Below are 12,748 nucleotides of genomic sequence, written 5' to 3' on the forward strand. Positions count from 1 at the left end.
ACCCCGGAGTCCTGACCATGCAACGCTTATTGATGCTCCTACTGACCGTGCTGGCCGGCATACTGCCGTCCGCCGCCAACGCCTGGTGGCAACCTGACTGGCAGTACCGCAAGCAGATCACCGTCGACAGCACGCCGCAAGGCTCGCCCCTGGGCGGCGCCGCCGGCCGCACGCCGCTGCTGGTGCGCCTGCATACCGGCAACTTCACCTTCGATGGCATCAACGAGAAGGGCGCCGACATCCGCTTCGTGGCCGGCGACGACCAGACCGTGCTGAACCACCAGCTGGAAGCCTTCGATCCGCTGCTGGGCATGGCGCTGATCTGGGTCGACCTGCCGGAACTGGCCGACGGCCAGCGCCAGGACATCTGGATGTACTACGGCAACCAGAAGGCCCCGGCGTCCGCCAACGGCCAGCTGACGTTCGACCCCAACTACACGCTGGTCTACCACTTCGACGGCGCCGCTGGCGCGCCGCCGCGTGACACCACCGGCAACAGCAACAACGCGCAGACGCCCATGGCCGCCGCGGTCGACGGGGTGATCGGCCGCGCCGCGCAATTCGCCGGCGGCGCGCCGCTGATGCTGCCCGCCAGCCCCTCGCTGGCCGTGCCCGCCGCGGGCGCTTTCACCTTCAGCGCCTGGGTGCGCGCCGACCATCCGGCCGGCGAACAACTGGTGTATGCCCGCCGCGACGCCGGCAACGCGCTGCTGATCGGGATCAACCAGGGCGTGCCCTTCGTCGAAGTGAACGGCCAGCGCAGCCAGCCCGGCCAGTCGCTCACGCCCGCCGCCTGGCAGCACCTGGCCGTGACGGCCGACGGCAGCCGCGTCACGCTGTACGTGAACGGCCGCGCCACCTCGTCGCTGGCCGCCAGCCTGCCGCCGCTGAACACGCCCGCCGCCCTGGGCGGTGACGTGCCGGCTCCGGCCGTGGCCGCCGCGCCCGCCGCGCCCGCCGCCGCCAATGGCGAAGCCGCCGCGCCGGCCGAAGCGGCCGCCGCCCCGGCGCCGCACGTGTACGCGCCGTTCGTCGGCGCCATCGACGAAGTGCGCCTGTCGCGCATCGCCCGTCCCGCCGCGCTGATCCTGGCCGACGCGATCTCGCAGGGCGCCGAATCGCGCCTGGTGGCCTACGGCGCCGACGAGGAACAGTCGGGCTTCGGCTTCGGCGGCCTGGGCTTCCTGCTCAAGGCGGTGCCGATCGACGCCTGGGTCATCATCGCCATCCTGGTGCTGATGATGGTGCAGTCGTGGATCATCATGATCCGGAAGAGCCGCAACGTGGCCCGCGTGGCCCGCGCCAACGAGGTCTTCCGCGAGTCCTTCGCCAAGGTCGGCCAGCGCCTGGAACTGCTGGCCGACGACAAGGCCCTGGCCACCCGCCTGGAGCACGCCTCGCTGTGGCGCCTGTACCGCGTGGCCATCAACGAAATCCGCACCCGCCGCGAGCAGGGCGCCGACACCAGCTCGATCTCGGCCGCCACCATCGAGGCCATCCGCGCGTCGCTGGACGCCGTGCGCACCAAGGAAAACCAGGTGCTGGGCGCCAAGCTCGGCGTGCTGTCCAACGCCATCGCCGGCGGTCCGTACATCGGCCTGCTGGGCACGGTGCTGGGCATCATGGTGGTGTTCCTGGGCACCGCCATGGCCGGTGACGTGAACATCAACGCCATCGCCCCGGGCATGGCCGCCGCGCTGCTGGCCACCGCCATGGGCCTGTTCGTCGCCATCCCGGCGCTGTTTGGCTACAACCGCCTGGTCTCGCGCAACAAGGAAGTCAGCGCCGACATGCGCGTGTTCGTCGACGAATTCGTGACGCGCCTGGCCGAAGTCCATGGCGAAAGCCAGGCCCAGGAAGCCGCCCACCACAGCGCCGCCCGCGCGCCCGCCGCCAGCCGCCCGGCCGTGCGCGACGCGCAGCCGGCCGCCGCCGAAGCATAAGGAGAGGATTGCCATGGCTTCCGTATCCGCTTCCCAGGACGATGACGACGACGCGCCCGTGGACGGTATCAACATCACGCCGCTGGTCGACGTGCTGATGGTCGTGCTGGTCATGTTCATCCTGACCGCCACGGCGCAGATCGCCGGCATCAAGGTCAACCTGCCCAAGGCCAGTTCGTCCATCGCCCTGTCGCAGCCCAAGACCAAGGCCATTTCCGTCAACGACGCCGGCCAGGTGTTCCTGGACGCCTACCCGGTGACCCTGCCCGAGCTGGAAGACCGGCTGCGCACGGAGAAGGCACTGAATCCCGACTTTCCGGTGATCGTGCGCGGCGACTCCGCCGTGCAGTACCAGAAGGTGGTGGAAGTGCTGGATCTGCTGCGCCGGCTGGAACTGGCCCAGGTCGGGCTGGTCACCGGCAAGCCGAAATAGGGGCCGAGGCGACTGTCATGCCGCACCACGCATCCGATTCCCCGCGCAGCCCCCATCCCGCGCGCCGCTGGCTCAAGCTGGCGGCGGTGGCGGTGGTGTTGATCGCGGCCGCCTACGCGCTCTGGCGCTGGGCCAACGACATGGCCGGGGTGCGCCGCGACGCGCCCAAGGTCACCGCGATCATCCCGCTGCCGCCGCCTCCGCCGCCGCCGCCCGAGCCGGAAAAGCCGCCGGAACCCGAGCAGCCCAAGGAAGAGCCGGTGGCCACGCCCGAACCCGAGCCGCAGCCCACGCCCGAACCGCCCAAGCCGCAGGACGAGGCGCCGCCGCGTCCGTCCGACGACCTGGCCAACCCGATGCAGATCGACGGCGATGCCCAGGCGGGCAGCGACGCCTTCAACATCGGCGCCGGCCAGGGCAAGGGCATGGCCGGCGGCGGCGGTGGCCGCGCCGGCAACGCCACCTACAGCCAGTACCTCGCCTACGCGCTGCAGAAGATCCTGCGCGAAGACGAGCGCACGCGCAATCTGACCTTCCGCCTGCAAGCCAACATCTGGCTCACGGCCAGCGGCCAGATCACGCGTGTCGAGCTGACCCGTTCCAGCGGCGATGCCGACGTCGACGCCCGCGTGGTGGCGGCGTTGCGCGCGGTGCCGGGCCTGGATGAACGTCCGCCGGCCTCGGCCAGCATGCCGATCCGGGCATCGCTGACCGGCCGCCGCCCCTCCTGAAGTGCTGAATTGAACCGATCCTGGAGTGCCAAGAGAATGAAGTTCCAATTGAACCGGTTGGCGGCATCGCTGGCCCTGGCCGCGGCGGGCGCCGCCGCGCTGCCCGGCGCCGCCGCCGCCGCGCCCGCCCCGTCCGAGAACGCCACCATCAACCTGATCCGCCTGCTGGTGCAGCAGGGCGTGCTCAAGGCGGACCAGGCCGAAGCCCTGGTGGCCCAGGCCGAAGCCGAGGCCAAGGCCGCCCGCGCCGCGCCGCAGGACCGCGGCGGCGCCGTGGCTCAGGCCGGCGACGTGCGCGTGCCCTACATCCCGCAGACCGTGCGCGACCAGATCCGCGACGAGGTCAAGGCGGAAGTGATGGTGCAGGCCAAGGAAGAAAACTGGGCCCAGCCGAACACCTTCCCCGACTGGGTGTCGCGCATCACCATCGACGGCGATGTGCGCGTGCGCGACGAATCGCGCCTGTACTCGGGCAGCAACAGCAATGAAATCGTCGATTTCGCCAAGCTCAATTCGAAGGGTCCGTACGACCTGAACCGCAACACCAACAACAACTACCCGCCGATGCTGAACACGCGGGAGGATCGCCGCAACCAGCTGCGCATCCGCGCCCGCCTGGGCGTGCGCGCCGAGATCTCGGAATCCTGGTCGGCCGGCATCCGCCTGGCCACCGGCAGCGACGACAGTCCGGTCTCGACCACCCAGACCCTGGGCGGCGGCATGGGCAAGAAGGACATCTGGCTGGACCAGGCCTACCTGACCTACCGTCCCGCCAAGTGGGCCACGGTCACCGGCGGCCGCATTGCCAATCCGTTCGAGTCCACCGACATGCTGTTCTCGAACGACCTGAACTTCGACGGCATCGCCGCGATCTTCAAGCAACCGCTGGAAGGCCGCGACGTGACGCTGTTCGGCACCCTGGGCGCGTTCTCGACCGAGTACGGCTCGAACGGCTGGAACTCCTCGTCGTTCTCGGAAGGCAAGAGCGAGGACAAGTGGCTGCTTGCCGCGCAGGCCGGCGCCGACTGGAAGATCGACAACCGCAACAGCGTGCGCGGCGCGCTGGCCTACTACCACTTCGACAACATCGCCGGCAGGCGCTCCAGCGCCTGCTCGCCGTGGGCCGGCCAGGAAAACTGCGACACCGACTGGTCGCGTCCGGCCTTCATGCAGAAGGGCAACACGCTGTTCCTGCTGCGCAACATCACCTCCAACCCGCTCGACCCGGCCAACACGCCGCAGCCGCAGTACGTCGGCCTGGCGTCCAAGTTCGACCTGCTGGACCTGAACCTGCGCTGGGACACGCGCGTGTTCGACGGCCTGGGCCTGCGCCTGAACGCCAACTACATCCGCAACCTGGCCTACAGCAAGGGCAAGATGTGGAAGCGTTCGGAAGGCAACATCGTCAACAACTTCGGCGACAACGGCGAAGTCGAGAGCGGCCCCAACGCCTGGATGCTGCAGGCCACGCTGGGTCGGTCGTACGACCTGAAGGAGAAGGGCGACTGGCTGGCCTTCGTCGGCTACAAGTACATCCAGCCGGACGCGCTGCCCGACGCCTTCAACGATTCGTCGTTCCACCAGGGCGGCACCAATGCCCGCGGCTACTACATCGGCGGCGGCTATGCCTTCGACAAGAACGTGTACGGCGTCCTGCGCTGGATGAGCACGCGCGAGATCTACGGCGCGCCGCTGTCTATCGACACGATGCAGTTCGAGATCAACGCCAGGTTCTGAGGCCATGGACATGCATACCTTATGGGATGAATTGCGCCAGCCTCAGGCGCTGGGGCGCGGCCGGCGGCTGGCCGCCGCCGCGGCCCTGTGCGCCGCGGGCCTGAGCGTGGTGGTGCCGGCGCACGCCGAGAGCATGGAAGAGCGGCTGCGCGCCCAGTTGCGCAGCACCACCCAGCAACTGCAGCAGCTGCAGAGCGAGCAGGCCCAGGTCAACGCCGCCAAGGCCGCGGCCGAGGCCCAGCGCGACGCGGCCCAGAAAGAGCTGGAGGCGCTGCGCGGCCAATTGGCCAAGGCCACTGGCCAGGCCGAGAAGCTGGCCGAGCAGCAGGGCGCCGTCATGGAAAGCGCGCAGGCCCAGGTGGCCGCCAGCCACGCCCAGCTGGGCAAGTTCAAGGGCGCCTACGACGAGCTGCTGACGCTGTCGCGCGCCAAGGAAGCGGAACGCCAGACCCTGGCGCGCTCCCTGGCGCAGCGCGAGTCGGAGGCCAAGGCCTGCGTCGCCAAGAACCGCGAGATGTACGAGGCCGGCAAGGAGATCCTGAACGCCTACGAACGCATCAGCACCGGCGGCATCCTGGCCATGAAGCAGCCGTTCGCCGGCAGCGCGCGGGTCAAGTTCGAGGAGCAGGCGCAGGCGTACGGCGACAAGCTGTACGACGCGCAGGTCGGCGCCGCCGCGCCCGCCGCGGCGCCGGCCCAACCCTGATATTGCAAGACCTGTCTTATTTTTTTCATCTAGGAAACCTGTAATGACCGACTCCAGCCTGATTCTCGACGTCAACGCCGAACGCCTGCAGGACCTGCTGCAATCCGCCGGCTACCGCGTCACCGTGTCCGAGCAGAACGGCATGGTGCAGCTGCTGAGCGCCAGCCAGGGCGTGGGCTTCGCCGCCCGCATGGGCAACCCCGCCGCCGAGCCCGGCCGCTACCTGGACTACACGCTGAGCTGCGCGCTGCGCGTGCAAGGCGAACTGCCGGCCGGCCTGGCCGACCGCTGGAACGTGGAAAAGCGCTTCGCCCGCCTGACGGTGCAGGGCGTGTTCCTGGTGCTGGAACTGGACGTGATCCTGGCCGGCGGCGTGTCCGAGAACTACCTGCGCGCCACCGCGGAGCTGTGGGACCGCCTGCTGCAGGAATTCCTGCTGTTCCTGCGCGCCAACGCGACGGCCGAGGCCGGCGCTGAAGACGCCGCCGCCTCGGAACCGCAGGAAGAAGCCGCCGCCGAGGCGGCGAACTGATCCATCCGCCAGGCACGGGGCCTGGCGTTCGGGACGGCGACGTCCCCAACCCGGCCGCCGTTCCTGGCGAATGGCGCATTCAAGCAAGCGAGGTTTCGACCATGAAGATTCTTTCCAACCCCCCCGCCCGGTTGCGGCTGACGGCGGCGGTGCTGCTGATCGCGGTGCTGGCCGGCGCCGTGGCGCTGATGCGCGGCAATCCGGCCCAGAGCAGCGAGTCGGCGCCCGCGCCGGCCAAGGCCGCGGCCGCGCCCGCCAAGGCCGGCACCCCGGCCGCGCAAGCCGCGCCGGCCACGCCGCCCGACGCCAAGGGTCCCGCCGTGGCCACCCTGGGCGCGGTGCAGGTGGACCGCGACGAACTGGTGCGCCAGATCCAGGCGCTGCCGCCCGAGGCCCGCGCCCAGCTCAAGGGCGACCGCGCCGCGCTCGACCAGTGGCTGCGCAGCCGCCTGGCCGAAAAGGCGCTGGTCGAGCAGGCCCGCGCGCAGGGCTGGCAGGACCGCCCCGAGCTCAAGCGCGCCTTCCAGGCCGCGCAGGAGCGCATCGTGCTGCAGACCTATCTGGATTCGGTCAGCCGCGCGCCCGACGACTATCCGGGCGAAGCCGATCTGCAGGCCGCGTACGAGCGCGCCAAGCCGCAGCTGGCGCAGCCGGCGATGTACCGCGTCAGCCAGATATTCCTGCCGGCCGCGATGGGCGACAACGAGGCCGTGGCGGCCGCGCGCAAGCAGGCGCAGGACCTGGTCAAGCGCGCCCAGGCGCCCAAGGCCGACTTCGCCGCGCTGGCCAAGAGCTATTCGCAGGACGCCACCACCCGCGCCCAGGGCGGCGATATCGGCTACGTGCCGCTGTCGCAGCTGACGCCGGAAATGCGTCCGGTGATCGAGCCGCTCAAGGCGGGCGAGGTGGCGGCGCCGGTGCAGTCGGCGGCCGGCTTCCACATTCTCAAGCTGGTGGATCTGCGCGCGGCCAGCGTCGCGCCGTACGAGCAGGTGAAGGACGCGTTGCGCGGCGCGCTGCGCACCCAACGCCAGGAATTGGCGGCGCGGGCATATCTGGAGGGGTTGCTGAATGCAGGAACCGTCAGCATTGATGGTGCGGCCCTCAATGCCGCCTTCGACCAAACCGCGGCTGCCGCAACGGGCCAGCCGGCCCTCGCCGCCCGCGCCGCGCCCTGAGGAGACTGGCGTCGCCGCGGCGCTGGAGGCGCGGCTGAGCCAGGCCCTGGGCCAGGCCGGGCCGCCCGCCAGCCTGCAGTGCGCGGCGGCCTTGCTGCAGGCCTTGCGCGCCACCTTCGCCGGCGACCTGCTGCACTGGCTGGCGCTGGTGCCGCAGGGGGAGCCGGGCAGGCCGCGCGACCCCAACCGCGACCACAGCCTGGACCTGGCCGACCTGCGCGTGCTGTACCGGGCGCTGCGGGTGGCGTGGCTGGCCGAGCTGGTGTTCGGCGGCGCCGACGGCGCGCGCCGCTGGCTCTGCGGCCCCAAGCGCCGGCTGCACGGCCGGGTGCCGCTGCTGTTGTGCCAGCACGGGCGCTACGCCGTCTTGATCGAGCAGTGGTTGATCAACATCGACGAAGGAAACGGCCCATGACCGCGCTCTGGCGCTTGAGCAACAGCCAGGACCTGATGCCGCGCGCCCGCCCGGCGGGCCGCTGGCATGCCGCCGGCGCGGCGGTGGTGGTGCTGGACGCGACCCCTGCCGCCGCGGTGTTCGCGCGCCTGGCGCAGGCCGAGGTGGCGCATCCGCGCGCCTTGCCGCGCAACTACTTCCTGCTGGAAGTGGTGGTGCCGGCGACGGCCGTGGCCGAACCGCGGCCGCCGGCCGGCTGGCAGACCGACCTGCAGGCCTCGCGCGCCTTCGGCAACGCCTGGCTGGCGCGCGGCGACGCGCTGCTGCTGAAAGTGCCGTCGGCGGCCGGCGGCCACCAGTACCTGCTGAACGCCGACCATCCGCAGCTGGCGCAATGCCAGATCGTGTCGTCGCTGGCGTACCCGTTCGCGCCGTACCTGGCCGGCATCGACGACGCGGTGCTGGACGGCGCCGGCTGGCTGGCGTCGGCGCGCGATTGAGGCGAGGGCGGGGCGGGCCGGCCGTGCGCGCCAACGGCGCGGCTGGCCGGGGTAGGCATAGAATAGGGCGCAACCGCCGGCCCCCATGACGCCGGCCATCCGTTCCGTTTCGTCCCAGGAGCCCACCGTATGACCGCCATTCCCGCTGCCCCGACGCCCGGCGCAGCGCTGCCCGCCGTGACCGCGCGGGTGGACATCGTCTCGATCCAGTCCCAGGTCGTCTATGGCTGCGTCGGCAACAACGCCGCCATGCCGATCTTCCGCCAGGCGGGCCTGCGCGCCATCGCGCTGCCCACCGTCATCCTGAGCAATACGCCGCACTATCCGACGCTGCATGGCGGCGCGGTGCCGCTGGACTGGTTCGAGGGCCTGTTGCAGGGGCTGGACGAGCGCGGCGTGACGCAGGTGGCGCGGGCGGTGGTCTGCGGCTACCTGGGCCAGCCCGGGCAGGCGGACCTGCTGGCGCAATGGCTGCCCGCGCTGCGCGCGGCGCGGCCGGACCTGCGGGTGCACATCGACCCGGTCATGGGCGACCGCAACGACGGCCTGTACGTGGATGCCGGCCTGGTGGCGCAGTACCGCCGCAAGCTGGTGCCGCACGCCCATGGCATGACGCCCAACCATTTCGAGCTGGAGCAGATGGTGGGCCGGTCGCTGGCCTCGATCGACGAGGTCGCGGCGGCCGCGCGCGAACTGATCGCCGAAGGCCCCGAGTGGATCGTGGTCACCAGCGCCGCGCCGCTGGCGGCCGCGCCCGGCACCCTGCAGCTGGCGGTGGTGACGCGCGACGCCTGCGAGGTGCTGAGCCATCCCGAGATCGCCATCCCGCCGTCGGTGCATGGCACCGGCGACGTGTTCATGGCCGCCATCACGGCCCGGTTGCTGGCCGGCGACGCGCTGGTCGAGGCGGCGCGGGCGGCCGCGGCGGCGGTCACCGGCGCCCTGGCCCGCACCCGTGAACTGGGCTGGGAAGAGCTGGCGGTGGACGGTTGACCCCGCCAGGCGGCATCAATACGTCTTGTACGGCAGGAACTTGCCGCTCATCACGATCTGCACCCGGTCGCCCTTGGGGTCGGCCTCGCGCGCCAGGTCCATCCTGAAGTCGATGGCGCTCATGATGCCGTCGCCGAACTCCTCGTTGATGAGCGCCTTGAAGGTGGTGCCGTAGACGTTGATCAGCTCATAGAAGCGGTAGATCAGCGGATCGGTGGGCACGCTGGTGGGCAGCGAGCCCTTGTAGGGCACCACCTGCAGCTGCACCACCGCGTCGGCGGGCAGGTCCAGCACGCGCGCGGCGGCCAGGGCCTGTTCCTCGGTCAGGGTCATCTGGCCCAGCAGGGCGGCGGTGGTCCACTCCTTGCTCTGGCCGACGGCCTCGGCGATGGCGGCCCAGGACAGTTTCTTTTCCAGGCGGCGGGTAACGATCAGTTCGGTGACTTCGGCGCGGGACATCATGGGGGTTCACTCCTTGTGGGAAGCCTTGTCGACCAGGAAGTCGACGAGATGGTTGCGGATTTCGTAATAGCGCGGCTCGTGGTGCAGGCTGGCGCGGGTCCGGCCGCGCGGCAGGTCCACGTCGACGGACTCGGCGATGCGGGCGTGGGGGCCCGCGCTCATGAGCAGGATGCGGTTCGACAGCAGGATGGCCTCGTCCACGTCGTGCGTGATCATGAAGACGGTCTGGCGCGTTTCCTGCACGATGGCGCGCAGTTCGTCCTGGATGGTGCCGCGCGTCAGCGCGTCGAGCGCGCCGAAGGGCTCGTCCAGCAGCAGCATGCGCGGCTGGATGGCGAAGGCCCGGGCGATGCCCACGCGCTGCTTCATGCCGCCCGACAGCTCGCAGGGCTTCTTGTCGGCGGCGCGCGCCAGGCCGACCATGTCCAGGTAGCGCAGGCTGTGCTCGCGCACCTGGCCGCGGGAATACTGTGGCCAGCGCGAACGCACGCCGAACTCGACGTTCTGCAACGCGCTCAGCCAGGGCAGCAGGGCGTGCGCCTGGAACACCACGCCGCGCGCCAGCGACGGGCCGGCGATCTCGCGGCCGTCCATGATGACGACGCCTGCGCTGGCCTCGTCGATGCCGGCCAGGATGTTCAGGATGGTGGTCTTGCCGCAGCCCGAGTGGCCGATGACGCAGACGAACTGGCCCTGCCCGATGTCGAAGTCGATGTTCTCGAACACCGGCGCGGCCGGCTGGCCGTTGCGGCCGGGGTAGCGCTTGGCCAGCGCCTGCACTTGCAGAAAGGGTTGGCTCATGGCGTTCACTCCCGGTAGCTGACCAGGCGCGCGGCGCGCGCCAGCAGGGTGTCCAGCAGCATGCCGATCAGCCCGATGAACAGGATGGCGCAGATGATGTTGGCGATGGACAGGTTGTTCCATTCGTTCCACACGAAGTAGCCGATGCCGGTGCCGCCGATCAGCATTTCGGCCGCCACGATCACCAGCCAGGCGATGCCGACCGAGATGCGCATGCCGGTCATGATGGTGGGCGCGGCCGCCGGCAGGATGACCTGCAGGGCGGTGCGTAGCCGCGGCACTTCCAGCGTGCGCGCCACGTTCAGCCAGTCCTGCCGCACGTTGCCCACGCCGAAAGCCGTGTTCACCAGCATCGGCCAGAGCGAGCAGATGAAGATCACGAAGATGGCGGAGGTATCGGCGTCCTTGATGGTGTAGAGCGCCAGCGGCATCCAGGCCAGCGGCGAGATCGGCTTGAGCACCTGGATGAACGGGTCGAAGGCGCGGTAGACGGTCCTGGACATGCCGATCAGGAATCCCAGCGGGATCGCCACCAGCGCCGCCAGCAGGAAGCCGGTCAGCACCCGCGCCACCGAATACGCCAGCTGCACGCCGATGCCCTTGTCGTTCGGGCCGCGGTCATAGAACGGATCGCGCAGGTGCTGCCAGAGCCGGGCGCCGACCTCGGCCGGGCCGGGGAAGGGCGTCTGCGAGCCGCTGGCGGCGGCGTTGCCGACCAGCGCCGCATAGGCAGGATCGACCGTCGCCGCGCCGGCGGCGGGGCGGGTGGCGACATGCCACAGCAGCAGGAACAGCAGAAACAGGATGACGGACAGGAAGGTCGCCCGCCAGGGTCGCTCGGCCTGCATCAGGTCCTCCGGATCTTGAAGCCGGCCAGGTAGGCCTCGGGTTCGGCGGGATCGAAAGGCTTGCCCATGATGCTGAAGGTCTTGGCGGCCTCGGCGGGCGGGGTCAGGCCGGCCTCGCGCATCAGGCGCACCGCGTCGGTGGCCAGGAAGACCTCGCTGGCGACCTTCTGGTAGTCCACGTCGCCCTTGACCTGGCCCCAGCGCTTCATCTGCGTCAGGATCCACACCGCGAACGAGCCCCAGGGCATCGGATCGAAGTCGATGCGGTCCGGATCGGTCAGCACCTTGCCCAGGCCGTCGGCGTAGGTGCCGGTCAGCACCTGCTCGACCACGGTGACCGGCTGGTTCAGATAGTTGGGCGCGGCGATGGCGGTGGCGATCTCCTTGCGATGGGCGGGGTTGCGGGCGTAGGCGGTGGCCTCGATGATGGCCTTGAGCAGCGCCTGGTAGGTGTTGGGCTGAGTGGTCACGAACTCGCGGCTGGCGGAGAACGCGCAGCACGGATGGCCGTCCCAGATCGCCTTGGACAGGGTATGGATGAAGCCCACGCCGTCGTACACCGCGCGCTGGTTGACCGGGTCCGGCGCCAGGAAGCCGTCGATATTGTCCGCGCGCAGGTTGGCCACCATTTCCGGCGGCGGCACGGCGCGGATCTGCACGTCGGTATCCGGATCCAGGCCATGTTCGGCCAGGTAATAGCGCAACAGGTAGTTGTGCATGGAGTAGTCGAATGGCACGGCGAACTTGAAGCCCTTCCAGTCCTTTGGATCGCGCCGGTCCTTGTGCTTCATCGACAGGGTGATGGCCTGGCCGTTGATGTTCTCCACCGCCGGCATGGTCCACGGCACCGCGCGGCTGGCGCCCACGCCCAGCGTGATGGCCAGCGGCATCGGCGACAGCATGTGGGCGGCGTCGTATTCGCCGGACATGGCCTTGTCGCGGATCAGCGCCCAGCCGGCGGTCTTGACCACTTCCACGTCCAGCCCCTGCTTGCCGTAGAACCCCATGGGGTGCGCCATGATGATGGGCGTGGCGCAGGTGATGGGAATGAAGCCGACCTTCAGCTTGCGCTTCTCCAGCGGGCCGCCTGATTGGGCGAAGGCCTCCTTGGCGGCGGCCAGCGGGAACAGGGCCGAGACCGCGGCCAGCGCGGTGCTGCCGCCCACCGCGCGCAGGAAGCGGCGGCGCAGCGCGTCCTGCGGGAACAAGGCGCGCATGACGGCGCCCTCCACGGCGCGGTCGAGCGCGCCGTCCGCCGCCGCGTGCTCGGCGCGCGCGTGTTCGGCCTGGGATGCATGGCGGCCGCAGGCGCAGGCCAGGCGGCTGCCGGGATCGAACGGATTGCTGAACAGGGACATGGAGGCCTCCAGGGTTCGGAATGCCTTCATCTTGGCGCTTGCCGCCGCCGGCCGGTATCGCCGGTTCGACGATATCCGTGTAGGGGTCGCACTACATGGTGCGTGGCGGCGCCGGGCCGGTGCGCGTCCCGC

At 70.3% G+C, this 12,748-nt stretch carries 14 protein-coding genes; 10 read left to right on the forward strand and 4 right to left on the reverse strand.

Annotated features, from left to right (window positions below):
- Positions 1–17: 17 nt before the first annotated feature.
- The 10 genes from I6I07_RS17830 (at position 18) to pdxK (ending at position 9,147) form a co-directional block, all read left to right on the forward strand.
- Complete coding sequence (locus I6I07_RS17830; RefSeq protein WP_198483089.1) at positions 18–1,943, forward strand: DUF2341 domain-containing protein; 1,926 nt, start codon at positions 18–20, stop codon at positions 1,941–1,943.
- 13 nt (positions 1,944–1,956) lie between these two features.
- On the forward strand, positions 1,957–2,376 hold the full coding sequence (locus I6I07_RS17835; RefSeq protein ID WP_054431806.1) for an ExbD/TolR family protein: 420 nt from the start codon (positions 1,957–1,959) through the stop codon (positions 2,374–2,376).
- Positions 2,377–2,393: 17 nt separating this feature from the next.
- Positions 2,394–3,107, forward strand: coding sequence for a TonB C-terminal domain-containing protein (locus I6I07_RS17840; protein WP_198483090.1), 714 nt, complete (start codon positions 2,394–2,396; stop codon positions 3,105–3,107).
- Between the two features lie 36 nt (positions 3,108–3,143).
- The gene (locus tag I6I07_RS17845; RefSeq protein WP_198483091.1) at positions 3,144–4,844 is read left to right on the forward strand and encodes a putative porin; all 1,701 of its coding nucleotides are present in this window, start codon (positions 3,144–3,146) and stop codon (positions 4,842–4,844) included.
- 10 nt (positions 4,845–4,854) lie between these two features.
- Positions 4,855–5,550, forward strand: coding sequence for a DNA repair protein (locus tag I6I07_RS17850; protein ID WP_232625631.1), 696 nt, complete (start codon positions 4,855–4,857; stop codon positions 5,548–5,550).
- Positions 5,551–5,593: 43 nt separating this feature from the next.
- The gene (locus tag I6I07_RS17855) at positions 5,594–6,082 is read left to right on the forward strand and encodes a YbjN domain-containing protein (protein WP_198483093.1); all 489 of its coding nucleotides are present in this window, start codon (positions 5,594–5,596) and stop codon (positions 6,080–6,082) included.
- A gap of 101 nt (positions 6,083–6,183) precedes the next feature.
- Complete coding sequence (locus I6I07_RS17860) at positions 6,184–7,260, forward strand: peptidylprolyl isomerase (RefSeq protein WP_198483094.1); 1,077 nt, start codon at positions 6,184–6,186, stop codon at positions 7,258–7,260.
- Positions 7,190–7,675, forward strand: a complete 486-nt coding sequence (locus I6I07_RS17865; protein WP_198483095.1) for an MbcA/ParS/Xre antitoxin family protein — start codon at positions 7,190–7,192, stop codon at positions 7,673–7,675. The genes I6I07_RS17860 and I6I07_RS17865 overlap by 71 nt, the downstream gene beginning before the upstream one ends.
- Positions 7,672–8,154, forward strand: a complete 483-nt coding sequence (locus I6I07_RS17870; RefSeq protein ID WP_198483096.1) for an RES family NAD+ phosphorylase — start codon at positions 7,672–7,674, stop codon at positions 8,152–8,154. Before I6I07_RS17865 ends, I6I07_RS17870 begins: the two co-directional genes overlap by 4 nt.
- 129 nt (positions 8,155–8,283) lie before the next feature.
- A complete protein-coding gene (gene pdxK / locus I6I07_RS17875) occupies positions 8,284–9,147 on the forward strand; it encodes a pyridoxine/pyridoxal/pyridoxamine kinase (RefSeq protein ID WP_198483097.1) in 864 nt (287 codons plus the stop codon).
- Positions 9,148–9,162: 15 nt separating this feature from the next.
- Here the strand turns inward: pdxK and cynS are convergent, their stop codons facing one another.
- From cynS to I6I07_RS17895, 4 genes are read right to left on the reverse strand one after another with little or no spacing between them, the layout of a single operon-like run.
- Positions 9,163–9,606, reverse strand: a complete 444-nt coding sequence (gene cynS / locus I6I07_RS17880) for a cyanase (protein ID WP_198487578.1) — start codon at positions 9,604–9,606, stop codon at positions 9,163–9,165.
- A 9-nt stretch (positions 9,607–9,615) separates the two neighbouring features.
- Positions 9,616–10,410: an ABC transporter ATP-binding protein gene (locus tag I6I07_RS17885; RefSeq protein ID WP_198483098.1), complete on the reverse strand. Its 795-nt coding sequence runs from the start codon at positions 10,408–10,410 to the stop codon at positions 9,616–9,618.
- A gap of 5 nt (positions 10,411–10,415) precedes the next feature.
- Positions 10,416–11,258 carry a nitrate ABC transporter permease gene (gene ntrB, locus I6I07_RS17890; protein WP_198483099.1) on the reverse strand — a complete coding sequence of 281 codons (843 nt, stop codon included), beginning with the start codon at positions 11,256–11,258 and terminating at the stop codon, positions 10,416–10,418.
- Positions 11,258–12,616, reverse strand: coding sequence for a CmpA/NrtA family ABC transporter substrate-binding protein (locus I6I07_RS17895; RefSeq protein WP_198483100.1), 1,359 nt, complete (start codon positions 12,614–12,616; stop codon positions 11,258–11,260). Before I6I07_RS17895 ends, ntrB begins: the two co-directional genes overlap by 1 nt.
- Positions 12,617–12,748 lie beyond the last annotated feature (132 nt).

This window comes from Achromobacter deleyi (assembly GCF_016127315.1).
Lineage (GTDB): Bacteria > Pseudomonadota > Gammaproteobacteria > Burkholderiales > Burkholderiaceae_B > Achromobacter > Achromobacter insuavis_A.

Bases quoted from the DNA above. Each gene is read 5' to 3' on its own strand.
- I6I07_RS17885 (WP_198483098.1), bottom strand. From the start codon at position 10,410: ATGAGCCAACCCTTTCTGCAAGTGCAGGCGCTGGCCAAGCGCTACCCC.
- I6I07_RS17860 (WP_198483094.1), top strand. From the start codon at position 6,184: ATGAAGATTCTTTCCAACCCCCCCGCCCGGTTGCGGCTGACGGCGGCG.
- I6I07_RS17895 (WP_198483100.1), bottom strand. From the start codon at position 12,616: ATGTCCCTGTTCAGCAATCCGTTCGATCCCGGCAGCCGCCTGGCCTGC.
- I6I07_RS17845 (WP_198483091.1), top strand. From the start codon at position 3,144: ATGAAGTTCCAATTGAACCGGTTGGCGGCATCGCTGGCCCTGGCCGCG.
- ntrB (WP_198483099.1), bottom strand. From the start codon at position 11,258: ATGCAGGCCGAGCGACCCTGGCGGGCGACCTTCCTGTCCGTCATCCTG.
- pdxK (WP_198483097.1), top strand. From the start codon at position 8,284: ATGACCGCCATTCCCGCTGCCCCGACGCCCGGCGCAGCGCTGCCCGCC.
- I6I07_RS17835 (WP_054431806.1), top strand. From the start codon at position 1,957: ATGGCTTCCGTATCCGCTTCCCAGGACGATGACGACGACGCGCCCGTG.
- I6I07_RS17850 (WP_232625631.1), top strand. From the start codon at position 4,855: ATGCATACCTTATGGGATGAATTGCGCCAGCCTCAGGCGCTGGGGCGC.
- I6I07_RS17870 (WP_198483096.1), top strand. From the start codon at position 7,672: ATGACCGCGCTCTGGCGCTTGAGCAACAGCCAGGACCTGATGCCGCGC.
- I6I07_RS17840 (WP_198483090.1), top strand. From the start codon at position 2,394: ATGCCGCACCACGCATCCGATTCCCCGCGCAGCCCCCATCCCGCGCGC.
- I6I07_RS17865 (WP_198483095.1), top strand. From the start codon at position 7,190: ATGCCGCCTTCGACCAAACCGCGGCTGCCGCAACGGGCCAGCCGGCCC.
- cynS (WP_198487578.1), bottom strand. From the start codon at position 9,606: ATGTCCCGCGCCGAAGTCACCGAACTGATCGTTACCCGCCGCCTGGAA.
- I6I07_RS17855 (WP_198483093.1), top strand. From the start codon at position 5,594: ATGACCGACTCCAGCCTGATTCTCGACGTCAACGCCGAACGCCTGCAG.
- I6I07_RS17830 (WP_198483089.1), top strand. From the start codon at position 18: ATGCAACGCTTATTGATGCTCCTACTGACCGTGCTGGCCGGCATACTG.